Genomic DNA, 26,681 nt, shown 5'->3' on the forward strand with positions numbered 1-26,681 from the left:
TGCCGACGACGGAGTATGTGTGCGTGTCAGTGGTGTCAATGTCGCTGGTCGTCAACTGACCGGTAGCCGTCTTGGTTCCATCCTCGGTCACCGAACCCGTGACTTCACCACTCAGCTTGGGCGCGTCGTTGGTCCCTTGGATCGTGACCGTGATGTCGTGCATGGAACCGTCGGCCGACGTGACCGTGAAGATCTCGGACAGCGACTTATTGGCACCAAGTGCCTGTACAGCCTTGTTCGAATTGTCGAGGTTGTAAGTCCAATTACCGTTCGCATCGACCGTGAAGGTGCCGAACGCACCCTGCGTCGAGGGTTGCGCCTGGAACACAGCTTGGCCGGAATCCGGATCGACGATATCGAGCTTGCCGGTGGCGGCGAGCTGTCCATCCTCTTGCACCCGGCCCTGATCGGCGCCAGGGGCGTGCGGGGTAATGACGGCAGTGTCATCGGTGCCGTTGATCGTGACCGAGATCACCTTCGTGTCGATACCGCCGTGACCGTCGCTGACCTGGACCGTGTAGGTCTCGGTGATTGCCTGGCCCGACTTCAACGTTTGGGCGGCAGCGTTGTCGAGCGTGTAGGTCCACTTGCCATTGGCATCGACGCCGAAGGAACCGTAGGTTCCCTTCGCGTTGCCGACGACGGAGTAGGTGTGCGTGTCGGTCGTGTCGACATCAGTCGTGGTGAGCTGACCGCTGGCGGTCTTGACGCCATCTTCCGTGACGGAGCCGGTGGCCTCACCACTCAGCTTCGGCGCGTCATTGGTCCCTTGGATCGTGACCGTGATGTCGTGAGTAGAACCGTCGGCCGACGTGACCGTGAAAGTCTCCGTCAGCGACTTATCTGCGCCGAGACCCTGGACCGCCTTGTTGGCGTTGTCCAAGTTGTAGGTCCAGTTGCCGTTCGCGTCGACCGTGAAGGTGCCGAACGCACCTTGAGTCGAGGGTTGCGCTTGGAACACAGCTTGGCCGGCATCCGGATCGACGATGTCCAGCTTGCCGTTGGTGACGAGCTGACCGTCTTCTTGAACACGACCTTGATCGGCCCCGGGCGTGTGCGGGGTGATGACGGCAGCGTCATCCGTGCCGTTGATCGTGACCGAGATGACCTTCGTGTCGGTACCGCCGTGACCGTCGCTGACTTGGACCGTGTAGGTCTCGGTAATTGCCTGACCCGATTTCAGCGTCTGAGCGGCAGCATTGTCGAGCGTGTAGGTCCACTTGCCCGTGGCATCGACAGCGAACGATCCATAGGTGCCGGTGGTCTTGCCAACTACGGAGTAGGTGTGCGTGTCAGTTGTGTCAACGTCGCTCGTCGTCAACTGACCGCTGGCGGTCTTGACGCCATCTTCGGTCAAGGAGCCGGTAACCTCGCCACTCAGCTTCGGCGCGTCGTTCGTACCTTGGATCGTGACTGTGATGTCATGCGTGGAGCCATCGGCCGACGTGACCGTGAAGGTCTCCGTCAGACTCTTGTCCGCGCCGAGTGCCTGTACAGCCTTGTTGGCGTTGTCGACGTTGTAGGTCCAGTTGCCGTTCGCGTCGACCGTGAAGGTGCCGAACGCACCCTGCGTCGAAGGCTGCGCTTGGAATACAGCTTGGCCGGCATCCGGATCGACGACATCCAGCTTGCCATTGGCGACGAGTTGGCCGTCCTCCTGGACGCGACCTCGGTCGGCACCCGGGGTGTGCGGGGTGATGACGGCAGCGTCATCCGTGCCGTTGATGGTGACCGAGATAACCTTCGTGTCGGTGCCACCCTGGCCATCGCTGACTTGGACAGTGTACGTTTCGGTGATTGCTTGGCCGGACTTCAGCGTCTGGGCGGCAGCATTGTCGAGCGTGTAGGTCCACTTGCCCGTGGGATCAATGGCGAACGAACCGTAGGTGCCGCTGGCCTTGCCAACCACGGAGTACGTGTGCGTGTCGGTCGTGTCTACATCAGTCGTGGTGAGCTGACCACTAGCCGTCTTGGTGCCGTCCTCGGTCACCGAACCCGTGACTTCACCCGAGAGCTTGGGCGCGTCATTGGTGCCTTGAATCGTGACCGTGATGTCGTGCTTCGACCCGTCGGCCGACGTGACCGTGAAGGTCTCCGTCAGCGATTTGTCGGCACCGAGACCCTGGACAGCCTTGTTGGTATTGTCGAGGTTGTAAGTCCAGGTGCCGTTGGCGTCGACCGCGAACGTGCCGTAGGCGCCTTGCGTCGAGGGTTGCGCTTGGAACACAGCTTGGCCGGCATCCGGATCGACGACATCCAGCTTGCCATTGGCGACGAGTTGGCCGTCCTCCTGGACGCGACCTTGATCGGCGCCCGGCGTGTGCGGGGTGATCACGGCTGCGTCGTCGGTACCGTTGATGGTGACAGAAATGATCTTCGTGTCGGTGCCGCCGTGGCCGTCGCTCACCTGGACCGTGTACGTTTCGGTGATCGCTTGGCCCGACTTCAAAGTTTGGGCGGCAGCGTTGTCGAGTGTATAGGTCCACTTGCCATTGGCATCGACGCCGAACGAGCCATACGTTCCCTTCGCGTTACCGACGACGGAGTACGTGTGCGTGTCGGTGGTATCGATGTCAGTCGTGGTGAGCTGGCCGGAAGCCGTCTTGGTGCCGTCCTCGGTCACCGAACCCGTGACGTCACCGGAAAGCATGGGTGCGTCGTTCGTGCCTTGAATCGTGACCGTGATGTCGTGCGTGGAGCCGTCGGCGGACGTGACCGTGAAGGTCTCCGTCAAGGACTTGTCCGCGCCGAGACCCTGGACAGCCTTGTTGCCGTTGTCGAGGTTGTAAGTCCAGTTACCGTTGGCGTCGACAGCGAACGTGCCGTAGGCGCCGGCCGTTCCGGACTGAGGCTGGAATACAGCCTGCCCAGCGTCCGGATCGGCAATATCCAGTTTGCCAACGGCGACAAGCTGGCCGTCTTCCTGAACACGACCTTGATCGGCCCCGGGCGTGTGCGGGATGATGACGGCAGCGTCATCGGTGCCGTTGATGGTGATCGAGATCACCTTCGTGTCGGTACCGCCGTGGCCGTCGCTGACCTGGACCGTGTAGGTCTCAGTAATCGCCTGCCCCGATTTCAGCGTCTGAGCGGCAGCATTGTCGAGCGTGTAGGTCCACTTGCCCGTGGGATCGATGGCGAACGAACCGTAGGTGCCGCTGGCCTTGCCAACCACGGAGTACGTGTGCGTGTCGGTCGTGTCGACATCAGTCGTGGTGAGCTGACCGGAAGCCGTCTTGGTGCCGTCCTCGGTCACCGAACCTGTGACTTCACCGGAGAGCTTCGGCGCGTCATTCGTGCCTTGAATCGTGACCGTGATGTCGTGCTTCGTCCCGTCGGCTGACGTGACCGTGAAGGTCTCGGACAGCGACTTATCGGCACCAAGTGCCTGTACAGCCTTGTTGGTGTTGTCGAGGTTGTAGGTCCAGTTGCCGTTCGCATCGACCGCGAAGGTGCCGTAGGCGCCAGCCGTCGCCGGTTGAACTTGGAAGACGGCTTGGCCCGCATCTGGGTCAACGACGTCGAGTTTGCCGTTAGTCGTAAGCTGGCCGTCCTCCTGGACGCGACCTTGGTCGGCACCAGGGGCGTGCGGGGTAATGACGGCAGCGTCATCGGTGCCGTTGATGGTGACCGAGATCACCCTCGTGTCGGTGCCGCCGTGGCCGTCGCTCACCTGGACCGTGTACGTTTCGGTGATCGCCTGACCCGACTTCAACGTCTGGGCGGCAGCGTTGTCGAGCGTATAGGTCCACTTGCCATTGGCATCGACACCGAACGAACCATAGGTTCCCTTCGCGTTGCCCACAACGGAGTAGGTGTGTGTGTCGGTCGTATCGACATCAGTTGTCGTCAGCTGACCGCTCGCCGTTTTGACGCCATCTTCCGTGACGGAGCCGGTGACCTCACCACTCAGCTTCGGTGCATCGTTGGTCCCTTGAATCGTGATCGTTATGTCGTGCTTCGAGCCGTCGGCCGACGTGACCGTAAAGGTCTCCGTCAGCGACTTGTCTGAACCGAGTGCCTGTACCGCCTTGTTGGTGTTGTCGAGGTTGTAGGTCCAGTTGCCGTTCGCGTCGACCGCGAACGTGCCGTAGGCGCCGGCCGTTCCGGGCTGGGCCTGGAATACAGCCTGTCCGGCGTCCGGATCGACGATATCGAGCTTGCCGCTAGTGACAAGCTGGCCGTCTTCCTGGACGCGACCTTGGTCGGCACCCGGGGTGTGCGGGGTGATGACCGCTGCGTCATCCGTGCCGTTGATCGTGACCGAGATCACCTTCGTGTCGGTGCCGCGGTGACCGTCGCTGACCTGGACCGTGTAGGTCTCGGTGATTGCCTGGCCCGACTTCAGCGTCTGCGCTGCTGCGTTGTCCAGCGTGTAGGTCCACTTGCCATTGGCATCGACGCCGAAGGAACCATATGTTCCCTTCGCGTTGCCGACGACAGAGTAGGTGTGCGTGTCGGTGGTATCGACGTCCGTCGTGGTGAGCTGACCGCTGGCGGTCTTGGTGCCGTCCTCAGTCACCGAGCCCGTGACTTCACCGGAGAGCTTCGGCGCGTCATTCGAGCCTTGGATCGTGACCGTAATGTCGTGCGTGGAGCCGTCGGCCGACGTGACCGTGAAGGTCTCCGTCAAGGACTTGTCCGCGCCGAGACCCTGGACAGCCTTGTTGCCGTTGTCGAGGTTGTAGGTCCAGTTGCCGTTCGCGTCGACCGTGAAGGTGCCGAATGCACCTTGCGTCGAAGGTTGCGCTTGGAACACAGCCTGCCCAGCATCCGGATCGACGATATCGAGCTTGCCGTTGGTTACGAGCTGGCCGTCTTCCTGGACGCGACCTTGATCGGCCCCCGGAGTGTGCGGGGTAATGACCGCTGCGTCATCCGTGCCATTGATGGTGACCGAGATCACCTTCGTGTCGGTACCGCCGTGGCCGTCATTGACCTGGACGGTGTAGGTCTCGGTGACAGCCTGACCAGACTTCAGGACCTGGGCCGCCGCGTTATCCAGCGTATACGTCCACTTGCCCGAGGCATCGACAGCGAACGAACCATAGGTGCCGGTGGTCTTGCCAACCACGGAGTAGGTGTGCGTGTCAGTGGTGTCAACGTCGCTCGTCGTCAACTGACCGCTGGCGGTCTTGACGCCATCTTCGGTCACGGAGCCGGTAACCTCGCCACTCAGCTTCGGCGCGTCATTCGTGCCTTGGATCGTGACCGTGATGTCGTGCGTGGAACCATCGGCGGACGTGACCGTGAAGGTCTCGGTCAGCGACTTATCGGCACCCAGTGCCTGTACCGCCTTGTTGGTGTTGTCGAGGTTGTAGGTCCAGTTGCCATTGGCGTCGACGGCGAAGGTGCCGTAGGCGCCAGCCGTCGCCGGTTGAACTTGGAAGACGGCTTGGCCCGCATCTGGGTCAACGACGTCGAGTTTGCCGTTAGTCGTAAGCTGGCCGTCCTCCTGGACGCGACCTTGGTCGGCACCAGGGGCGTGCGGGGTAATGATTGCAGCGTCATCAGTGCCGTTGATGGTGACCGAGATGACCTTCGTGTCGGTGCCGCCGTGGCCGTCGCTCACCTGGACCGTGTAGGTCTCGGTGATCGCTTGGCCCGATTTCAGCGTCTGGGCTGCGGCGTTGTCGAGCGTATATGTCCACTTGCCCGTCGCATCGACAGCGAACGAACCAAAGGCACCGGTGGCTTTGCCAACCACGGAGTACGTGTGCGTGTCGGTCGTGTCGACGTCGCTGGCTGTCAACTGACCGCTGGCGGTCTTGACGCCATCTTCGGTCACGGAACCGGTCACTTCGCCACTCAGCTTCGGCGCATCGTTCGTACCTTGAATAGTGACCGTGATGTCGTGCTTCGACCCGTCTGCGGACGTGACCGTGAAGGTCTCGGTCAGCGACTTATCGGCGCCAAGTGCCTGTACCGCCTTGTTGGTGTTGTCGAGGTTGTAGGTCCAGTTGCCATTGGCGTCGACGGCGAACGTGCCGTAGGCGCCCGCCGTCGCCGGCTGAGCTTGGAACATAGCCTGCCCGGCATCAGGGTCGACGATGTCGAGCTTGCCGTTGGTGACGAGCTGTCCATCCTCTTGGACGCGACCCTGGTCGGCCCCCGGCGTGCGCGGGGTGATGACGGCAGCGTCATCAGTCCCGTTGATCGTGACCGAGATCACCTTCGTGTCCGTACCACCCTGGCCGTCGCTGACCTGGACGGTGTAGGTTTCCGTGATTGCTTGGCCCGACTTCAGCGTCTGGGCTGCGGCATTGTCCAGCGTGTACGTCCACTTGCCCGTGGCATCTACGCCGAAGGCGCCGTATGTTCCCTTCGCGTTGCCGACGACGGAGTAGGTGTGAGTGTCGGTCGTATCGACGTCAGTCGTGGTGAGCTGGCCAGTGGCGGTCTTGACGCCATCTTCCGTCACGGAACCCGTGACTTCGCCGGAGAGCTTCGGCGCATCGTTGGTCCCTTGAATCGTGACCGTGATGTCATGCGTGGAACCATCGGCGGACGTGACCGTGAAGGTCTCGGTCAGCGACTTATCGGCACCAAGTGCCTGTACCGCCTTGTTGGTGTTGTCGAGGTTGTAGGTCCAGTTGCCGTTGGCGTCGACCGCGAACGTGCCGTAGGCGCCGGCCGTTCCGGGCTGCGGTTGGAACACAGCCTGGCCGGCATCCGGATCGACGATATCGAGCTTGCCGTTGGTGACGAGCTGTCCATCCTCTTGCACCCGGCCCTGATCGGCGCCAGGGGCGTGCGGGGTAATGATTGCAGCGTCATCGGTGCCGTTGATGGTGACCGAGATCACCCTCGTGTCGGTGCCGCCGTGGCCGTCGCTCACCTGGACCGTGTAGGTTTCCGTGATCGCCTGACCCGATTTCAGCGTCTGCGCTGCTGCGTTGTCGAGCGTATAGGTCCACGTGCCATTGGCATCGACACCGAACGAGCCATACGTTCCCTTCGCGTTGCCGACGACGGAGTAGGTGTGCGTGTCGGTCGCATCGATGTCAGTCGTGGTGAGCTGGCCGGAAGCCGTCTTGGTGCCGTCCTCGGTCACCGAACCCGTGACTTCACCGGAGAGCTTCGGTGCGTCGTTCGTGCCTTGAATGGTGACCGTGATGTCGTGAGTGGAACCGTCGGCTGACGTGACCGTGAACGTCTCCGTCAGCGACTTGTCTGCGCCTAGAGCCTGGACAGCCTTGTTGGCGTTGTCGAGGTTGTAGGTCCAGTTGCCGTTCGCGTCGACCGTGAAGGTGCCGAACGCACCTTGAGTCGAGGGTTGCGCTTGGAACAGAGCTTGGCCGGCATCCGGATCGACGATATCGAGCTTGCCGGTGGCGGCGAGCTGTCCATCCTCTTGGACGCGACCCTGGTCGGCGCCCGGCGTGTGCGGGGTGATGACGGCAGCGTCATCCGTGCCGTTGATCGTGACCGAGATGACCTTCGTGTCGGTACCACCGTGCCCGTCGCTGACCTGGACCGTGTAGGTCTCAGTGATCGCTTGACCCGATTTCAGCGTCTGGGCTGCGGCGTTATCCAGCGTGTACGTCCACTTGCCTGTCGCATCGATGGCAAACGAGCCGTAGGCGCCGGTGGCCTTGCCAACCACGGAGTAGGTGTGCGTGTCGGTGGTATCGACGTCCGTCGTGGTGAGCTGACCGCTGGCGATCTTGGTGCCGTCCTCAGTCACCGAGCCCGTGACTTCACCGGAGAGCTTCGGCGCGTCATTCGTGCCTTGGATCGTGACCGTGATGTCGTGCTTCGTACCGTCGGCCGACGTGACCGTGAAGGTCTCGGTCAGCGACTTATCGGCACCAAGTGCCTGTACCGCCTTGTTGGTGTTGTCGAGGTTGTAGGTCCAGTTGCCGTTGGCGTCGACCGAGAACGTGCCATAGGCACCCTGAGTACCCGGTTGAACTTGGAACACAGCTTGACCAGCATCCGGATCGACGATATCGAGCTTGCCGTTGGTGACGAGCTGTCCATCCTCTTGGACGCGACCTTGGTCGGCCCCCGGCGTGTGCGGGGTGATCACGGCGGCATCGTCGGTACCGTTTATGGTGATCGAGATCACCTTCGTGTCGGTACCACCCTGGCCATCGCTGACTTGGACAGTGTACGTTTCGGTGATTGCTTGCCCGGACTTCAGCGTCTGGGCGGCAGCATTGTCGAGCGTGTAGGTCCACTTGCCCGTGGGATCGATGGCAAACGAACCGTAGGTGCCGCTGGCCTTGCCAACCACGGAGTACGTGTGCGTGTCGGTCGTGTCGACATCAGTCGTGGTGAGCTGGCCGGAAGCCGTCTTGGTGCCATCTTCGGTCACGGAACCGGTCACTTCACCGGAGAGCTTCGGCGCGTCGTTCGTACCTTGGATCGTGACCGTGATGTCGTGCTTGGACCCGTCGGCAGACGTGACCGTGAAGGTCTCCGTCAGAGATTTGTCGGCACCAAGAGCCTGAACCGCCTTGTTGGCATTGTCCAGGTTGTACGTCCAATTACCGTTCGCATCGACAGTAAACGTGCCGAACGCACCCTGCGTCGAAGGCTGCGTCTGAAACACAGCCTGCCCGGCATCCGGATCAACGATGTCGAGCTTGCCGCTGGTCACGACCTGGCCGTCCTCCTGCACACGACCCTGATCGGCCCCCGGCGCATGCGGCGTGATCACAGCTGCATCGTCAGTCCCATAGATCGTGACCGAGATCACCTTCGTGTCAGTACCACCGTGCCCGTCGCTGACCTGAACCGTATAAGTCTCGGTGACAGCCTGACCCGACTTCAGGACCTGGGCCGCCGCATTATCCAGCGTATACGTCCACTTGCCGGTGGCATCGACACCGAACGACCCATACGTTCCCTTCGCGTTACCGACGACGGAGTAGGTGTGCGTATCGGTGGTATCGACGTCCGAAGTCGTCAACTGCCCGCTAGCCGTCTTGACGCCATCTTCGGTCACCGAGCCGGTAACTTCGCCCGAGAGCTTGGGTGCGTCGTTCGTGCCCTGTATCGTGACGGTGATCTGGCTCGTCGTGCCATCGGCTGACTTCACCGAGAACGTCTCGGTCAGCGACTTGCCCAGGCCCAGCGCCTGCACCGCGTTGTTGGCGTTGTCGAGGTTGTACGTCCAGTTGCCGTTCGCATCGATCGCGAAGGTGCCATAAGCCCCTTTGGTCGCGGTCTGGATCTGGAACGTCGATTGACCCGCGTCGGGATCGGCCACGTCGAGCTTGCCCGACGCCAGCAGCGCGCCGTCTTCCTTCACCGTGCCGGAGTCGTCGCCCGGTTTGCTCGGCGTAATGACGGCACCGTCGTCCGTCCCGTTGATCGTGATCGTCACGACCTTGCTGTCCGTGCCGCCCTGGCCGTCGCTGACCTGGACCGTGTAGGTCTCCGTCACGGCCTGGCCGGTCTTCAATACCTGCGCCGCGACGTTGTCGAGCGTGTACGTCCACTTGCCGTTGGCGTCCACGGCGAAGACACCAAAGGTGCCCTTGGCCGCGCCGAGCACCGAGTAGCTCAGTTTGTCGCCGACATCGATGTCGGTGCCGGTCAGTTGACCGGTCGCCGTCTTGACGCCGTCCTCCGTGACCGCGCCGGTCAATGCGCCGGACAGCCTGGGCGCGTCGTTGGTGCCCTGGATCGTTACGGTGACCTGGCTGGTGCTGCCATCGGCCGACCGCACCGTGAAGACTTCCGCGAGCGACTTGCCTGCACCCAGGGCCTGCACCGAGGCGTTGGTGTTGTCGAGGCTGTAGGTCCAGTTGCCGTTCGCGTCGATGGTGAAGTTGCCGTACTGACCCTGCGTCGACGGCTGCGCCTGGAACGTCGACTGACCCGCGTCGGGATCGGCCACGTCGAGCTTGCCCGATGCCAGCAGCGCGCCGTCTTCCTTCACTGTGCCGGCGTCGCCGCCCGGCTTGTTCGGGGTGATCACAGCACCGTCGTCGGTGCCGTTGATCGTCACCGTCACGACCTTGCTGTCCGTGCCGCCCTGGCCATCGCTCACGCGCACGGTGTACGTCTCTTGCACGCTCTCGCCGGCCTTCAGCACCTGCGCTGCGGCGTTATCCAGCGTATACGTCCACTTGCCGTTGGCGTCCACCGCGAACGCGCCATACGTGCCGGTGGCGCTTCCCACCACCGAATACGTATGCGTGTCGCTGGTGTCGACATCCCTGGTCTGGAGTTGACCGGTCGCACTCTGCACGCCGTCTTCCGTCACGGATCCGGTGAGTTGGCCGGAGAGCGTGGGCGCGTCGTTGGTGCCCTGGATCGTCACGGTCACCGCGTGCGTGGCGCCGTCGGCCGCTCGCACGGTGAAGGTTTCGGTGAGGGACTGGGCGGCGCCCAGCGCCTGTACCGAAGCGTTGGCGTTGTCGAGGCTGTACGTCCAATTGCCGTTCGCGTCGATCTTGAACGTGCCGTACTGCCCCTGGGTGCCCGTCTGCGCCTGGAACACGGCCTGTCCGGCATCGGGATCGGTGATGTCGAGATTGCCGCTCGCGGTGAGCTGGCCATCTTCCTGCACCTTGCCTTGATCTCTACCCGGCGTGGCGGGGCGGATGACGGCACCGTCGTCGGTGCCGCTGATCGTGATCGTGATGACCTTGGTATCGACGGCGCCCTGGCCGTCGCTCACGCGGACGGTGTAGGTCTCCTGCACGCTCTGACCCGACCGCAACACTTGCGCGGCAGCGTTGTCGAGCGTGTACGTCCATCGTCCCGTTGCGTCGACCGCGAACGCACCATAGGTGCCGGTGGCGTTGCCGACGACCGCATAGGTATGGGTGTCGCGCACGTCTACGTCGGCGGTCTGCAGCTGGCCGGTGGCGCTCTGCACGCCGTCTTCGGTGACGGCGCCCGTGAGATCGCCCGAGAGGCGAGGGGCGTCGTTGGTGCCGTTGATCGTGATGGTCACGTCACGGGTGGCGATGCCACCATGCCCGTCGTCGACGCTGACCTTGAAGGTCTCGGTCAGCGTCTGGCCCACGCTCAGGGCCTGCACGGCAGGATTGCTGTTGGTCAGGTTGTAGGTCCATTGACCGTCGGCGCCCAGCGTCAGCGTGCCATAGTTGCCTTTGCCGCCATTGACGACGGTCCACGTGTGGGTGTCCGAGGTGTCGCGGTCGCTGACCGACAGTTTGCCCGACACGCTCAGGCTGGTGTCCTCGTTCACCGCGCCCGTGGCCTGGCCACTGAGGGTAGGGACGTCATTGGTCCCGTTGATGGTGATCGTGATCTGCGCGCTCGTGCCGTCGGCGGACGTGACGGTGAACTGATCGGTGACCTTGTCGTTCACCCCGAGGGCCTGCACGCGCGGATCGCTGTTGTTCAGCGCGTAGTGCCAGTTACCGTTGGCGTCGATCGAGAATGTGCCGTACTGCCCGGCGCGCTGCGCCTGCGCCACGAAGTTCGACTGTCCCGCGTCGGGATCGGTGACGCTGAGCTTGCCCTGCGCGGTCAGCGCGGTGTCTTCCTGCGCGGTGGCCGCCGTGTTGCCCGAAATCGTCGCGGCGTCGTTCACGCCGATCACCGTGACCTGCAGCGTTGCCGTCGAGGTTTTGCCGCTAGGGTCGGTCACGGTGTAGACCACCGTGCTGATGGCACTCTGGCCCTGGGCCAGATGCGTAAATTGCGTGCCCGGGTCGAAGGTATAGGTGCCGTCGGGCAACACCGTGAACGTGCCGCCATTGGAGCCCGGCAGCGTCAGGCCGCCCGCGCCCATGGGCCGGCCGTTCACGGCCGACACGCTCAGCGTGTCGCCATCGGCATCCGTGTCATTGCCCAGCACATTGCCGCGCAGCACCGCGCGCTCCGTGCCGGAGATCCTGTCGTCCACCGCCACCGGCGGGCGGCCGCCGTCGTTGACGGGAGTGCCGGGGTCCGTGGCGGGAGGCGTCGTGGCAGGGGGCGTTGTCGCCGGAAGCGTTCCGGCAGGCAGCGTCGCGCCAGGCGCCGTTCCGGCAGGCAGCGTCGTAGCGGGAGACGTCCCGGCGGGAGACGTCCCGGCAGGAAGCGTAACAGCCGCGTCGTCGTCGTCACTCCCCGCGCCGCCGCCGCCCGAGGCGCGGGGCACGTAGTCGTCGCCGCGTACCGGGTTGGGGTAGGCCAGATTCAGCGGCGTCGTGGTTTCAAGGATATGGGCCAGGCGGACGAAGCTGCCACCGCCGTCGCCGCCGCCACCCCCGGTGATGGTCGCGGCGGTCGGGTCGAGTTCATCGAAGGGATCGCCACCCGCCTCCAGGGCCGCGAGCAGGCGTTCGGAATCCGGGCCAGTCGGCGGCGTGATGGCCGCTTCGGACGCGTCGTCCAGCGGCCCCAGCATGTCCCCATTTAACGCTACCTCGCGTTCCGCGCCGATCACCACGGGCATGCCGTTCTCCACCTGGAGCGTGACGGTGGCGCCGGAGGCGGTGACCACCTCGCTGTCGGGCGGGATGCGGCTCCCCTCGTGCAGTTCGGTCAGCGAGCCGTCGCTATGACGAATCCAGGCGCGGCCGGTGATGGCGATGACGATGGCGGGGGAGGAGGTAGCCATAAGGTATCCATATAAAGGATTAGTCCGTATGGCTTGATCCTAGAGGTCATACCGGGGGGGACGGTATTGGCCTCCAGGACAGGTTGAACACCTATTTTGCGTGTTCGGTCTGAGGGGCGGTGATGCCGTGCACCAGCAGGGCCAGCTGCAGCCGGTCGCTCACGCCCAGTTTTTCGAAGGCGGCCGATAAATGGGCCTTGACCGTGCGCTCGGTGATGCCCAGCGCCTCGGCGATCTGGGCGTTGGCCTGTCCGTGGGCGGCGCGATGCGCCACCGAGGTCTCGCGTTCGGTCAGCACCCCTCGTGTCCAGGCCGCCGAGCGCTGGCCACGCTCGCTCACCAGTTGCAGCAGACGCCGCACCAGCGAACGGCCCATCCAGGTGCCGCCCGAACTCACCACGTCGAGCACCTGGGCCAGCGAACGCGTCGGGGCGTAGCCGTGGCAATAGCCGAGCGCGCCCGCGCCGAGCGCCTGCGTGCCCTGCTCGTCGTTGGGGTTGGGGCTGGCGACCACGAGCTGCAGGCCGGCCAGGGTCCCCGCCCATGACGTGTCTGTCCAGGCCGGCAGGCGGGGCAGGTCGGTGTCCAGCACCGCCAGGCTGCGGCCCTGGTCGCGCCAGCGCGACAGCTCGGACAGCGTGCGGCCGCGGGCGGGCGCCCAGCGTGCCGGGTCGAGCTCGCGCCAGTGCTGCCAGAGCAGGTCGTCGTGCGTGATCAACAGGACGGGGGTAGGCATATCGACTCCTTCGGCCCTCCGGTCAGCGTTCGGTAAAGGCGTTTTCCCGGGCGCGCAGGATGGGCTTCAGCAAATACTGCAGCACGGTCCGCTTGCCGGTCAGGATGTGCACCTCCGCGACCATCCCGGGAATGATGGGCAACAGCTTGTCTCCTACGGTGCTGCGATCAGTGCGTACGCGCACGTTGTAGAAGGAATTTCCTTTTTCGTCGGTGACGGTGTCGGCGCCGATCTGCTCGACCTTGCCTTCCAGCCCGCCGTAGATCGCGAAGTCGTACGCCGTGAACTTCACTTCGGCTTTCTGCTGGGGGTGCAGGAAGCCGATATCTCGCGGCTGAATCCGCACCTCGAGCAGCAGCGTGTCGTCCTTGGGCACGATCTCGATGATGTCCTTGCCCGGCTGCACCACGCCGCCCACCGTGTTGTTGAAAAGCGTCTTGACCGTGCCGCGCACCGGCGCCCGCACGTCGGCCAGCCGCACCCGATCCGCCAGCGCCAGCTGGCCTTCGCGCAGCGTCGCCAGCTTGGTGTTGGTTTCCGAGAGCTCGCTGCGCGCCAGGTTGCGGATGTTCAGCTCCGACTCTTCGACCTTGCTCTGCGCTTCCTTGATCGACGACTGAATCCGGTCGATCTGGGCTTCGGCGCCTTTCTGGTCGCCGCAGTAGCGGGCCACGTCGCGTTGCAGACGCAGCAGATCCACCTCCGACACCGCGCCGCTCTTGAGCAGCGGCCGGGTCACCTGCAGCTCGCGCGAGGTGAGGGCGCAGCTCGATTGGGCCTGATCGCGCTTGGCGATGGTCTCGCGCAGCTCCTCCTGGCGTTGCTTGAGCTGTTCGCGGGCCACGTTGACGGTGGCGTTCAGCTCCGTCGTGCGGGCCTGCCAGGCGTTGCGCTCCGCCTCGCCGATGGCCGGCGCTTCTTTGAGGACACGCTCCGGCGTCACAAACGGCTCGCCGGTGGCCAGCGCCTGCAGCCGAGCCGCTTTGGCCAGCAATGACAGATACTCGGCGTTGTTTTCACCCAGCGACGAGGCGAATCGCGTGGAGTCGACGCGCAACAGCACCTCGCCCGCCTCCACCTCCTGCCCGGGGCGCACCAGGATCTCCTGCACGATGCCCCCGTCCAGGCTCTGCACCACCTGCACCTGCCGAGACGGCACGACCTTGCCTTCGCCGCGCACCACTTCATCGATGTAGCCGAAGGCCGCCCAGGCGAGCAGCAGGGCCACGGCGACCAGGCTCACCCACAGCAGCACACGCGAGCCGCGCGCCTGCGACTGATGAATCACCCACTCGGCATTGCCCACGTAGTCCGAGCGCTGCTCGGGCTTGCCTTTCTCGCTGCCCTCCAGAATGCGGTCGAACAGCCGCACGAACGCGTTGCGCGGCGCGCGCCACAGTTTGCCGAGGAACGAGGTGTTGTCTTCGCCAGGATTCTTCTGCATGGCTGTCTCAGCTCCCCCGTCCCACGCGGCCCTGCCGCAGCGCTTCCACGACCTGCTCCTTCGGGCCGTCGGCCACGATATGACCGTTGTCGATCACGATCAGCCGATCCACCAGCTCCAGCAGGGCGGTGCGGTGCGTGACCAGCACGATGGTCTTGTTGGCGGTCGCGTCCACCAGCCGGCGGCGCAGTTGCGCTTCGCTCTGGTTGTCCATGTTGCTGCTGGGCTCGTCCAGCAGCAGGATCGGCGGATCGTTGATCAGCGCGCGGGCCACGGCGACCGACTGGCGCTGGCCGCCCGAGAGCGAATCCCCTCGTTCGCCGATCACCATGTCGAAGCCGTTCGGATGCAGATTGGCGAACTCCGTCACGCCTGCCAGGTCGGCCGCGGCCAGGATGCTCGCATCGTCGGCATACGGCGCGCCCATCGACAGGTTGTGCTTGAGGCTGCCGTAAAAAAGCACGGGATCCTGCGGCACATAGCCGATGGCGCGGCGCAGGTCGGAAGGATCGATCTGGCGGACGTCCACGCCGTCTATCAGCACGGCGCCTTCGGTCGGCTGATACAGCGACAGCGCGAGCTTCTCGAGCGTGGTCTTGCCCGAGCCGATCCGCCCGATGATGGCGACCTTCTCCCCGGGCTTGAGCTTGAACGACACCTTCTTGAGCACGGGCTGTTTGGCGCCTGGGTAGGCGAAGGTCACGTCCCGGAACTCGATCGCGCCATGGAATACCGGGCGGTGCAGAAACTCCGCCTCCGCCGGGCGCTCGATCGGCAGCTTCATATAGTTGTCGATCGAGGCGAGCGAGGTGCGGGCGTTCTGAAACTGCATCAGCAGGCCGGCGATCTGGCCCAGCGGAGCCAGGCAGCGCCCGGCAATCATCGACGCGGCGATGATGCCGCCCATCGAGATGGCCGACTCCTTCGCCTGGTACACGCCGATGATCACCACCGCGATCGACACCAGCTGCTGGGTCGCGGCCACGAAGCCGACGGTGGTGGAAGAAATCAGCTTCAGTTTGCCGCCCGTCTGCGCGATGAACTCGGTCGAACGCTCCCAGTTGCGCTGGATCGCGCCCTGCGCATTGAGCGTCTTCACGGTCTCCATGCCGGCGAGCGCTTCGACCAGGGTGGCGTTGCGTTGCGACGTCGCCTGAAAGCTCGACATCGTCAGCGCTTCCATCCGCGCCTGCGCCGCGAGCGACACCAGCAGGATCAGCACAATGGCCACCACCGGTGGCAACAGCATCCACGGCGAAATCCAGGCCAGCGCCGCCAGAAACAGCACGATGAAGGGCAGGTCGACCAGGGTCGTGATGCTGGCGGAGGCGATGAAGTCGCGGATCGATTCGAACGAGCGCAGGTTGGCGGCAAACGAGCCCACCGACACCGGCTTGCCCTCCATGCGCAGGTCGAGCACGCGCTCCATGATCTGGGCCGAAAGCCGCACGTCCACCCGCTTGCTCGCGCTGTCGACCACATGGGCCCGCGCGGTGCTCAGGATCAGGTTGAACAGAATCACCAGCCCGATGCCGATCGCAAGGACCCATAGCGTTTCGACCGCGTTGTTGGGCACCACCCGGTCATACACGTTCATCGTGAAGAGCGGCATGGCCATGGCAAACACGTTGATCAGCAGCGCGGCGATCAGTGCGTCGCGATACAGCCGGCGGTTCTCCATGATGGCCGCCCAGAACCAATGACGTTCGCGGACCTTGGCCACCTCGGGGGCGCGGGCATCGAAGCGGAACTGCGGCCGCACGAAGCACACCAGGCCGGTGTACTGCTCGGCCAGCGCCGCGCCGTCCATTTCCATGGAGCTGCCGCCCAGTTCGGGATGGCTGACCAGATAAAGATCGCCCTCGCGCTTGAGCAGCAGGCACGCTTTCTCGCCACGCAGCAGCAGAATGGCGGGCAGCAGGTCTTGCGAAATACTGTCGAGCGAGCGCTTTACCACGCGGGCGGCCAGTTGTGCGCGCGCCGCGGCGCGGGGCAGCAGGGCGGGGGTAAGGCGGTGGTCTTCGAGCGGCAGGCCCGCCGAAAGGGCCTGCGGCGTGGTGGTCACGCCGTGCAGTCGCGTGATCTCCACCAGACAGTCCATGAGCGGATCGTCATGGGCCGACTTGGCGTCACCGCGCCATTCGCGCGCCGGTTTTTCAGAGAATTGGTCCATCTTCGTCGTCCAGCAGATCCAGATGTTCGGCAAGGCGCCGGCGCTGCTGCTTGCGCTGGGTCAGCTTGAGCTGGGCCCGCGGCGGCAGATCGGTCAGGCGCAGGGTGCCGTTGGCGATCAAGGCGTCGATCAAATCCTCGAGCACGCGCACGAAGTCCGCGTCGAGCTGCGAAAAGCCTTCTTCCTGGTTGGGCATGCGAGCTCCTTTGCCCGCGCCGTCATGGACGGGACAGGGTGGCATCCTGGCCGCTCGCCGGCGCGCTGCTGGTCAGCGGCGTGAGCGTGGGCGGCAAGGTTCCTTCGTTGTATTTGACCTTCACGGGCTGCAGGCGCGCCGAGTCCGGAACGAGCGAATTGCACAGCTTGATCACGTCGTCCGAAATCGCCAGCTTGCCGTTCTCTTCCGGCATCTCGTCGCGCGCCGGGCGCAGCGACAGCGCCGGCAGCAGGGCATGAGACAAGCCCAGCCAGCGGTACTGCGCGATCTGCAGGTCGTATTCGGCGTTCACGAGCGCGCGGCGCGACTCGAACAGTTCGTTCTCGGTGTTCAACAGGTCGAGCAGCGTGCGCTGCCCGATCTGGAACTGCTCGCGATACGCATCGCGCACCTTCGACGTGGCGATCTCGTGATCGCGCAGGAAGGGCAGCTGCGCCTGCACCCGGCGAATGTTGTTCCACGCCACGGCCAGATCCTGCTGCACATTGCGGCAGGTGTAGTCGCGCAGGTCGCGCGAGGCATAGGATTGGGCCGCCGTCTGCCGCACGCGGGCCGAGTCGGCGCCGCCGCGGTACAGGTTGTAGCTCATCACCACCTGCACGCTGGAGCTCTTCACGTCTTTGTATTGGGCGGTCGGTTCGTTCTGGTCTTGCCCCGTGGTGGCCACGAACTCGAACTTCGGCGCGAAGGCACCGCGCGACGCGTCCACGCCCGCCTGTGCGGCCTGCATGCTGGCCTGCTTCGACAAAAAGCTGGGGTTGCGGCGCAGCGAATCGTTGAAATCCTTGGGCGAATCCGGCAGGCGCGACGAAATGTCGGGCGCCGGCAGCAGCACCTCGGGCGGCACGATGCCCGTAATGCGCTGGAAACGCTGCTGCACGTCGAGCAGGTTGGCGCTCTCGGTCATCAGATTGGTCTGCGCGAGCGCGAGGCGCCCGCCGGCCTGCTCCTGGTCAACCCGGCGGCCCACGCCGGATTCGGTCCGTTCGTCGATCTGGCCCAGCGTGCTCTGATGCAGCGCGTAATTCTGGCGCGCGAGCGACTCCATGGCGCGGTAGCGTTGCAGGTCGATATACGCCTGGACCGCCTCGACCGCGGTGCTGTCGCTGGTGGCGAGCAGGTCATAAAAACGCGCCAGCTTGTCAAAGCCGGCCTGCTTCACGTCGTTGCGCGTGCGAAAGCCATCGAATATCAGCTGTCGCAGTTCGACGTTATATCCGGGGCGGCTCCAATTCTGATTGCCTTCGTCGGGCACACCGCGCCGAAACTCGCGCCCGTAATAACCCTGGGCATTAACTTGCGGAAAATACGCGCCGCGCGCGACGGTCTGGCCTTCGAGTGCCGACTGAAAATCGTGATAGCGCGCCTGGATCTCCGGATTGGTGAGCAGCGTGCGCTCGACCACCTGCTGCAGAGACAGGCCATTGTCGGGCGCGAGGCCCGGGGCGGGCGCCACTTGTTGCGGCGCCGGCGGCGTGGCGGCGGGCTGAGCGTAGACGCTCGGCACGGCCAGGGCCAGGGCCGCCGTACACCATGGCCAGCGGCCGAAAAGTGCGGCGGCGAGGTAGCCGGGAACGCGCGCGGCGAGGGACATCACGCCACGATTCGACGCGCCACCCGACGCCCCCTCGCGCGCATACGCGCCGGCGTGGCTGCGCGAGCTAAGACGAAACAAATACACACATCCGCGCAACATCGTCAGCCGTCTCCTAAGTCGAGCGAGTGTAAGCAGTGTGCCCGACTATCCCGTATTAATGCGTGTTAAGTCGCATTGTTTTTCATTCAATGGGGATAATTCGAAACTAAAAGATATATAAACGGCTGTTTTGTGTCTACAACTTGATTGAGTAACTTTCTGTTTAGAAAACCGTTACGTTTGAGAATATTTTTTAATCACGATGAGACGCCTGTCGACTCAATGGTCGTCACGAAGCGGGTAGTAGCAGTACTAGTATTAGTGGTTGGGTTGTACTAGGTTGGGCGCGTGGGCATAATTCGCGGATGCCGCAGTTGCCCGGCATGGAGCGCCTCCCGGCGTTCGCCGGGGCACGAGGCGGATCGACCCCACTTAGAGCGCTTTCATGGCCCAATCTCTGTACGACAAACTCTGGGACGCCCACGTCGTCCACCAGGAATCCGACGGTACCTGTCTGCTCTATATCGACCGGCACCTGCTGCATGAGGTCACGAGCCCGCAGGCCTTCGAGGGGCTGGCCATCGCCGGCCGCAAGCCGTGGCGCACGAGCGCCAACCTGGCGGTCGCCGACCACAACGTGCCCACCATCAACCGCGCCCGCGGTATCGATGACCCGATTTCCAAGCTGCAGGTCGACACGCTCGACGCCAACTGCGATAAGTACGGCATCACCGAATTCCGCATGAATGACCTGCGTCAGGGCATCGTGCACGTCATCGGCCCGGAGCAGGGCGCGACGCTCCCCGGCATGACCGTGGTTTGCGGCGACTCGCACACCAGCACGCACGGCGCCATGGGCGCGCTGGCTTTCGGCATCGGCACCTCCGAGGTCGAGCACGTGCTCGCCACGCAGACGCTGCTGATGAAGAAGGCCAAGAGCATGCTGATCAACGTCGAAGGCGAACTGCCCTTCGGCTGCACCGCCAAAGACGTGGTCCTGCACATCATCGGCATCATCGGCACCGCGGGCGGTACCGGTCACGCCATCGAGTTCGCCGGTAGCGCCATCCGTGGTCTGTCCATGGAAGGCCGCATGACGGTCTGCAACATGGCCATCGAAGCCGGTGCGCGCTCGGGCATGGTCGCCGTCGACGACAAGACGATCGAATACTTCCGTGGCCGTCCGTTCTCGCCCGTGGGCGTGCTCTGGGACCAGGCCGTCTCCTACTGGCGCACCCTGCACTCCGAGCCGGGCGCCAAGTTCGACCGCGTGATCAACGTCGAAGCGCGCGATATCAAGCCGCAGGTCACCTGGGGCACGTCGCCCGAGATGGTGCTGCCGGTCGATGGCCGCGTGCCCGATCCCGACCGTGAAAAAGACGATGTGCGCCGCAGCGGCATGGAGCGCGCGCTCGACTACATGGGCCTCAAGCCCAACACCCCGCTGGTTGACATCCGCATCGACCGGGTCTTCATCGGATCCTGTACCAATTCCCGCATCGAAGATCTGCGCGCCGCCGCCGCGGTCGCGCGCGGCAAGCGTGTGGCCGCCAACGTGCGCCAGGCGATGGTGGTGCCGGGCTCCGGTCTGGTCAAGCAGCAGGCCGAGCGCGAAGGCCTCGACAAGATTTTCATCGAAGCCGGTTTCGAGTGGCGCGAGCCGGGCTGCTCGATGTGTCTGGCCATGAACGCCGATCGTCTCGAGCCCGGCGAGCGTTGTGCCTCCACCTCGAACCGCAACTTCGAAGGCCGTCAGGGCCAGGGTGGCCGCACGCACCTGGTGAGCCCCGCCATGGCGGCCGCCGCCGCCTGCGCCGGTCATTTTGTCGACGTCCGCACCTATCGTTAAGCGAGAGCCTCACATGCAAGCATTCACCACTCACGAAGGCCTGGTTGCGCCGCTCGATCGCGAAAACGTCGACACCGACCTGATCATTCCGAAGCAGTTTCTCAAGTCGATCAAGCGCACGGGCTTCGGTCCCAATCTGTTCGACGAGCTCCGTTATCTGGACCACGGCGAACCCGGCATGGACAACAGCAAGCGTCCGCTCAACCCGGACTTCGTGCTGAACCAGCCGCGCTACCAGGGCGCCTCGATCCTGCTGGCCCGCAAGAATTTCGGCTGCGGCTCGAGCCGCGAGCACGCCCCGTGGGCGCTTACGCAATACGGCTTTCGCGCGATCATTGCGCCGTCGTATGCCGACATTTTCTTCAACAACAGCTTCAAGAACGGCCTGCTGCCCATCGTGCTGACCGAGCTCGAAGTGGCGCGCCTGTTCGATGAAGTGCGGGCGTTCCCCAACTACAAGCTCAAGGTCGACCTCGATCGTCAGGTCGTGACCACGCCCGGTGGCGACAGCATGGGCTTCGACATCGAACCGTTCCGCAAGTATTGCCTGCTCAACGGTTTCGACGACATCGGCCTGACCCTGCGCCAGTCCGACAAGATCCGTGCCTTCGAGGCCGAACGCCTCGCGCGTCACCCCTGGCTCGAAAGCCGTCCGGTCGCCTGAGGCCGGTGTCGCATTCCGGCCGGCGCCGCGTGTCGCGGCGCCGGTCTTTCATACTGATTTCCAGGAATTGATTCCATGACTCATCAGATCGCAGTGCTCCCCGGCGACGGGATCGGCCCCGAAATCGTCGAACAGGCCGTGCGCGTGCTCAAGGCGCTCGACGTGTCGTTCGACCTGCGCGAGGCCCCCGTGGGCGGCGCCGCCTTCGACAAATTCGAACATCCGCTGCCGCCTGCCACGCTCGATCTCGCCAAGAGCTCCGCCGCCGTGCTGTTCGGCGCCGTGGGCGACTGGAAATACGACACGCTGCCGCGTGAGTTCCGTCCCGAGCAGGCGATTCTGGGTCTGCGCAAGGCGCTGGGCCTGTTCGCGAACCTGCGTCCGGCCATTCTGTACCCCGAGCTCGCCAGCGCATCGTCGCTCAAGCCCGAGATCGTGTCGGGCCTCGATCTGCTGATCATCCGCGAGCTCACCGGCGACATCTATTTCGGCACCCCGCGCGGCGTGCGCAATGCGCCCGACGGCAGCTTTGCCGGCGAACGCGAAGGCTACGACACGATGCGCTACGCCGAAACCGAAGTGCGCCGCATCGCGCGCATCGGCTTCGAATCGGCCCGCAAGCGCAACAAGAAGCTGTGCAGCGTCGACAAGGCCAACGTCCTCGAGACCTCGCAGTTCTGGCGCGACCTGGTCATCGAGGTGAGCCGCGAATACCCGGACGTCGAGCTGTCGCACATGTATGTCGACAATGCCGCCATGCAGCTCGTGCGCAACCCGCGCCAGTTCGACGTGATCGTCACCGGTAATCTGTTCGGCGACATCCTGTCCGACGAAGCCGCCATGCTCACGGGCTCGATCGGCATGCTGCCCTCGGCCTCGCTCAATGCCGCGGGCCAGGGTCTCTACGAACCCAGCCACGGCTCGGCGCCCGACATCGCGGGCAAGGGCATCGCCAATCCGCTGGCCACCATTCTGTCGGCCGCGATGCTGCTGCGTTATTCGCTGGATCTGGCGCCGCAGGCCGATCGCATCGAAGCCGCCGTGCGCAAGGTGCTGGCCGATGGTCTGCGTACCGCCGACATCCACGAAGCCGGTACGACCAAGGTCTCGACCGCCGAAATGGGCGACGCCGTGCTCAAGGCGCTTGCCTGATCTCTCTGCTTTTCCCGCGGCCACCCGTCGTGAGTACGCGACAGGTGGCCGTTTTATGCAAATCGTCCCTCTTTTTTTACGGTGCACCGCAGCAAGGCTGCGCGCATTCTGATAAATTGGACAGGATTATTACTTCACATTCAGACCCTAACTTAAGAGCCCAGAAATGACGCAAGCAGTAGGCCTCGTCGGTTGGCGCGGTATGGTCGGTTCGGTACTCATGCAGCGCATGCGTGACGAAAACGACTTCGCACTCATCGAACCCGTATTCTTCTCCACCAGTAATGCCGGTGGTGCCGCGCCCAAATGGGCCGAAGGCGCTGGCGCGCTGCAAGATGCATACGACATCGAAGCCCTCAAAAAACTGCCGATTATTCTGACTGCGCAGGGCGGCGACTACACCACCGAGGTGTATCCGAAGCTGCGCGCCGCGGGCTGGAAGGGCATCTGGATCGACGCGGCGAGCACGCTGCGCATGGCCGACGACGCCATCATCGTGCTCGACCCGGTCAACCGTCCGGTGATCGATGCCGCGCTCAAGCGCGGCGTGCGCAACTTCATCGGCGGCAACTGCACCGTCAGCTGCATGCTGATGGGCCTGGCCGGCCTGTTCAACAACGACCTGGTCGACTGGATGACCTCCATGACCTACCAGGCCGCCTCGGGCGGCGGCGCGCAGCATATGCGCGAGCTGCTGACCCAGTTCGGCGAGCTCAACGGCGCCGTCAAGGGCTTGCTCGATGATCCGGCCTCCGCCATTCTCGAGATCGACCGTGGCGTGCTGGCCAAGCAAAAAGACGCCAGCCTGCCGCAAGAGCATTTCGGTGTTCCGCTGGGCGGCAACCTGATTCCCTGGATCGACAAGGACCTGGGCAACGGCATGACCCGCGAAGAGTGGAAGGCCGGCGTCGAGACCAACAAGATCCTCGGTCGCGGCGAAGCCTTCGGCACGCCCGCCACCCCGATCGACGGTCTGTGCGTGCGCATCGGCGCGATGCGCTGCCATAGCCAGGCTCTCACGATCAAGCTCAAGCGCGATGTCCCGCTCGACGAGATCGAAGACATCATCGCCAGCGGCACGCAGTGGGCCAAGGTCGTTCCCAACACCAAGGAAGCCACCGTCAACGCCCTGACGCCGGTCGCCGTGACGGGCACGCTCGACATCCCCGTCGGCCGCATGCGCAAGCTGAGCATGGGTCCGGAATATCTGAGCGCCTTTACCGTGGGCGACCAGCTGCTGTGGGGCGCGGCCGAGCCGCTGCGCCGCATGCTGCGCATCGCGCTTGCCGAGGCCTGAGCACGCGGTTTGCATGGCAAAAGAAGGCACCTGCGGGTGCCTTCTTCATATCTGTACGTCTCGCGTGGGGCCATTCCACCGGAGACGGGAGCGTCGCCCATATGAGTTGTTTATGAATCTGGGCCGATCCATTACACTTTTCGCACGCTAAGCAGCCCGGTGACAACCGCGTCCCCGACGCGCTCTCCCGGGCCCAGGACACGGAATAACACGATATGAGTTCGTCTTCGCGCCAGTTGCCCCCTGTCTCCCGCCATCGCGCCCTCGCGTGGGCGGTCGCGCTGGCGATGGGGGCGAGCGCCGTCTCCGGGGCGCACGCCGCTCGTCTCGGGCACGCGCGTGTCGTTTCCGCGCCCGGGGCGCCGCTACAGGTCAACGTGCCGGTGGTCGAGCTCACGCCCGACGAAGAATCCAGCCTGCAGGTCACGCTCGCGCCAGCGACGGCGTGGCAGGCCGCCGGCCTGACGCCGCCCGCTCCGTTGTCCAGCCTGCGTTTGCGTGTCGAGCCCGGCACCGGCGGATCGCGCACGGTCATCGTGGCGGCCGATCAGCCGCCCGCGCGCGACGCGGTCGACGTGCTGCTCAATCTGCGCTCGAGCGCGGGTGAGCGGCTGGTGCAGGTCACCATTCTCGTGCCGGCTCGCACCACACCGGAGATCCAGCGCGCCACCACCGGCCAGGCGCCGGCGTCCGCCAGCAGCGGCAATGTTCGCGTGCGCACGGGCGATACGCTCTACGGCATCGCGCAGCGCAACGCCGTGCCCGACGCCACGATCTATCAGATGTTGGTCGCCCTGTGGCGTGCCAATCCGAATGCGTTCATCGACAACAACATGAATCGCGTGCGCGCGGGGCAGACGCTCGCCGTGCCGGATGCCGCGACCGTGCGCGCCATCGACCCGGCCGAAGCGCGTCGTATCTATATTGAGCAGGTCGAAGCCTATGCCCGCTGGCGCGCCCGTCTGGGCGGCAGCGCGGCCGACGCGCGCGTCGGCGGCGCACCGGCCAGCGCGGGCCGCGTGTCGGGTCCCGAGACGGGCGGCAACGCCCAGGCCACGCCCAGTCAGGACCGCCTGCGTCTGTCGGGCGGCGCCGCGGCCAACCCGGGCGACGCCGCTGCCGATAGCCGCACATCCGAGGGCCGCGCGCTGAGCGACGCTCAACAACGCGTCGACACCTTGCAGTCCAACGTGCAGGCACTCAACGAGGCCAGCGGCAACACGTCGTCTGGCCAGGGCGCGGCAGGCCAGGGCGCAGCGGGCCAAGGCGCAGCAGCTCAGGGCGCGGCAGGTCAGGGCGCAGCAGGCCAGGGCGCAGCAGGCCAGGGCGCAGCGGGCCAGGGCGCAGCGGGCCAGGGCGCAGCAGGCCAGGGCGCAGCAGGCCAGGGCGCAGCAGGCCAAGGCGCAGCAAGCCAGGGCGCAGCAGGCCAGGGCGCAGCAGGCCAGGGCGCGGCAGGCCAAGGCGCGGCAGGCCAAGGCGCGGCAGGCCAAGGCGCGGCAGGCCAGGGCGCAGCAGGTCAAGGCGCAGCAGGCCAGGGCGCAGCAGGCCAGGGCGCAGCAGGCCAGGGCGCTGCAGGCCAAGGCGCTGCAGGCCAAGGCGGGGCAGGCCAGGGTGCAGCAGGCCAAGGCGCAGCAGGCCAAGGCGCAGCAGGCCAGGGCGCAGCAGGCCAGGGCGCAGCAGGCACGGGCGCCGCGGCTGGCGCCAACACGGCGTCGGCGATCGGTGGTGGCTCGGGTTCGAGTGCTTCGGGATCGGGCTCTTCCGCTGGCGCAGGCTCGCCCATCGTGGTGCCCAACGCGCCCGCATCCACCAAGCCCAAGGACTCCGCGAGCGGCATGCCCTCGTGGCTGGCGGATAATCTGCTTGCGATCGTGACCGCCTTCCTGGCCCTCATCGTGTTCATCATCGCCTGGGCATTGCGCCGCGCAGGCACGCGCCGCGGCGATGACGACGAAGAAACACCTTTCACCGAACCGGCGCCGCTGAACGAAGCCGCGCTCAACCGCAGGCTCAACGAGATCAACCTCGACCTCGATCAACCTCCGACGGACGAGCGGCGGCCGGGCAGTACCCGGACCTGATTCATGACCCGTATTGCTTTGGGGCTGTCGTACGACGGCTCCGCCTGGCAAGGGTGGCAGACGCAGCCGCACGGCATCACCGTGCAGGACTGCCTCGAAGCCGCCCTTGGCCAGTTTGCCGGCACCGGCACGCCGATCCCCACCATTTGCGCTGGCCGCACCGACACCGGTGTGCACGCGGCCATGCAGGTCGTGCACCTCGATACCACCCTGAACCGCCGCGACGAATCCTGGGTGCGCGGCGTCAATGCGTTCCTGCCGCCCTCCGTGGCGGTGCTGTGGGCGCAGACCGTGCCCGAGACGTTCCACGCCAGGTTTTCCGCGCGGGCCCGCACCTATCACTACCTGTTGTGGCGCGGCCGCGTGCGCCCGCCGCTGTGGGCGGGCCGCGCCGGCTGGTGCTTCCAGCCGCTGGACCTCGACGCCATGCGCGCCGGAGCCGCCCAGCTGCTGGGCGAGCACGATTTCTCCAGTTTCCGCTCCTCGCAGTGTCAGGCGAAGCATCCCGTGCGCACCATGACGCGCCTGGATATCAGCGAGCACGGTCAATTCGTTGTATTCACGCTGCAGGCCAATGCGTTCTTGCACCACATGGTGCGCAACCTGATCGGCGCCTTGTTGCAGGTGGGGCAGGGGCGCGAGTCCGTTGAGTGGATGGGCCAGTTGCTGGCCGCGCGTGACCGCAGGCGGGGCGCGCCCACCTTCATGGCGGACGGACTCTATTTGAGCGCCGTGGATTATTCGGACGAGTTCGCGTTGCCCGGCTTGGATGGCAGCGACGCCATTCTCGGACACTTCAGCACGCAGTAAGGGTAATCAGCAGCACGCAAGGCTGGCTTGCGCCGATATCATTGCCACGCGGAAAAAAGACCTCTGAAGACGCTACCGCGCCGATCG

At 64.9% G+C, this 26,681-nt stretch carries 12 protein-coding genes; 6 read left to right on the top strand and 6 right to left on the bottom strand.

Features of this window, described 5'->3' with window-relative positions; genetic code table 11:
* From CAL25_RS05555 to CAL25_RS05580, 6 genes are all read right to left on the bottom strand, one after another.
* Positions 1–12,535 (bottom strand): VCBS domain-containing protein (locus tag CAL25_RS05555; protein ID WP_094798968.1); only part of this gene is annotated, 12,535 nt, incomplete at its 3' end.
* A 91-nt stretch (positions 12,536–12,626) separates the two neighbouring features.
* Positions 12,627–13,271, bottom strand: a complete 645-nt coding sequence (locus tag CAL25_RS05560; RefSeq protein ID WP_094798969.1) for a response regulator transcription factor — start codon at positions 13,269–13,271, stop codon at positions 12,627–12,629.
* A 22-nt stretch (positions 13,272–13,293) separates the two neighbouring features.
* Complete coding sequence (locus CAL25_RS05565; protein WP_094798970.1) at positions 13,294–14,715, bottom strand: HlyD family type I secretion periplasmic adaptor subunit; 1,422 nt, start codon at positions 14,713–14,715, stop codon at positions 13,294–13,296.
* A 7-nt stretch (positions 14,716–14,722) separates the two neighbouring features.
* Positions 14,723–16,888 carry a type I secretion system permease/ATPase gene (locus tag CAL25_RS05570; RefSeq protein ID WP_094798971.1) on the bottom strand — a complete coding sequence of 722 codons (2,166 nt, stop codon included), beginning with the start codon at positions 16,886–16,888 and terminating at the stop codon, positions 14,723–14,725.
* Positions 16,872–17,084, bottom strand: coding sequence for a hypothetical protein (locus CAL25_RS05575; RefSeq protein WP_094798972.1), 213 nt, complete (start codon positions 17,082–17,084; stop codon positions 16,872–16,874). Before CAL25_RS05575 ends, CAL25_RS05570 begins: the two co-directional genes overlap by 17 nt.
* A gap of 22 nt (positions 17,085–17,106) precedes the next feature.
* Positions 17,107–18,699, bottom strand: a complete 1,593-nt coding sequence (locus CAL25_RS05580; protein ID WP_094798973.1) for a TolC family outer membrane protein — start codon at positions 18,697–18,699, stop codon at positions 17,107–17,109.
* A gap of 487 nt (positions 18,700–19,186) precedes the next feature.
* Between CAL25_RS05580 and leuC the strand changes: the two genes are divergently transcribed.
* The 6 genes from leuC (at position 19,187) to truA (ending at position 26,594) form a co-directional block, all read left to right on the top strand.
* Positions 19,187–20,590, top strand: coding sequence for a 3-isopropylmalate dehydratase large subunit (gene leuC, locus CAL25_RS05585; protein WP_094798974.1), 1,404 nt, complete (start codon positions 19,187–19,189; stop codon positions 20,588–20,590).
* A 13-nt stretch (positions 20,591–20,603) separates the two neighbouring features.
* On the top strand, positions 20,604–21,254 hold the full coding sequence (gene leuD, locus CAL25_RS05590) for a 3-isopropylmalate dehydratase small subunit (RefSeq protein WP_094798975.1): 651 nt from the start codon (positions 20,604–20,606) through the stop codon (positions 21,252–21,254).
* Between the two features lie 75 nt (positions 21,255–21,329).
* A complete protein-coding gene (leuB, locus tag CAL25_RS05595) occupies positions 21,330–22,406 on the top strand; it encodes a 3-isopropylmalate dehydrogenase (RefSeq protein WP_094798976.1) in 1,077 nt (358 codons plus the stop codon).
* A 166-nt stretch (positions 22,407–22,572) separates the two neighbouring features.
* On the top strand, positions 22,573–23,703 hold the full coding sequence (asd, locus tag CAL25_RS05600; protein WP_094798977.1) for an aspartate-semialdehyde dehydrogenase: 1,131 nt from the start codon (positions 22,573–22,575) through the stop codon (positions 23,701–23,703).
* 215 nt (positions 23,704–23,918) lie between these two features.
* Entirely contained in the window at positions 23,919–25,784 is a 1,866-nt protein-coding gene (locus tag CAL25_RS05605) for a type IV pilus assembly protein FimV (protein WP_094798978.1), read from the top strand.
* A gap of 3 nt (positions 25,785–25,787) precedes the next feature.
* Positions 25,788–26,594, top strand: coding sequence for a tRNA pseudouridine(38-40) synthase TruA (gene truA, locus CAL25_RS05610; RefSeq protein WP_094798979.1), 807 nt, complete (start codon positions 25,788–25,790; stop codon positions 26,592–26,594).
* The last annotated feature ends 87 nt before the right edge of the window (positions 26,595–26,681 follow it).

The organism is Bordetella genomosp. 5 (genome assembly GCF_002261315.1).
Taxonomy (GTDB): Bacteria; Pseudomonadota; Gammaproteobacteria; order Burkholderiales; family Burkholderiaceae_B; genus Bordetella.

Coding starts and splice junctions, on each gene's coding strand:
- leuB (WP_094798976.1), top strand. CDS start 21,330: ATGACTCATCAGATCGCAGTGCTCCCCGGCGACGGGATCGGCCCCGAA.
- CAL25_RS05560 (WP_094798969.1), bottom strand. CDS start 13,271: ATGCCTACCCCCGTCCTGTTGATCACGCACGACGACCTGCTCTGGCAG.
- CAL25_RS05565 (WP_094798970.1), bottom strand. CDS start 14,715: ATGCAGAAGAATCCTGGCGAAGACAACACCTCGTTCCTCGGCAAACTG.
- leuC (WP_094798974.1), top strand. CDS start 19,187: ATGGCCCAATCTCTGTACGACAAACTCTGGGACGCCCACGTCGTCCAC.
- CAL25_RS05605 (WP_094798978.1), top strand. CDS start 23,919: ATGAGTTCGTCTTCGCGCCAGTTGCCCCCTGTCTCCCGCCATCGCGCC.
- CAL25_RS05580 (WP_094798973.1), bottom strand. CDS start 18,699: ATGTCCCTCGCCGCGCGCGTTCCCGGCTACCTCGCCGCCGCACTTTTC.
- truA (WP_094798979.1), top strand. CDS start 25,788: ATGACCCGTATTGCTTTGGGGCTGTCGTACGACGGCTCCGCCTGGCAA.
- CAL25_RS05575 (WP_094798972.1), bottom strand. CDS start 17,084: ATGCCCAACCAGGAAGAAGGCTTTTCGCAGCTCGACGCGGACTTCGTG.
- asd (WP_094798977.1), top strand. CDS start 22,573: ATGACGCAAGCAGTAGGCCTCGTCGGTTGGCGCGGTATGGTCGGTTCG.
- leuD (WP_094798975.1), top strand. CDS start 20,604: ATGCAAGCATTCACCACTCACGAAGGCCTGGTTGCGCCGCTCGATCGC.
- CAL25_RS05570 (WP_094798971.1), bottom strand. CDS start 16,888: ATGGACCAATTCTCTGAAAAACCGGCGCGCGAATGGCGCGGTGACGCC.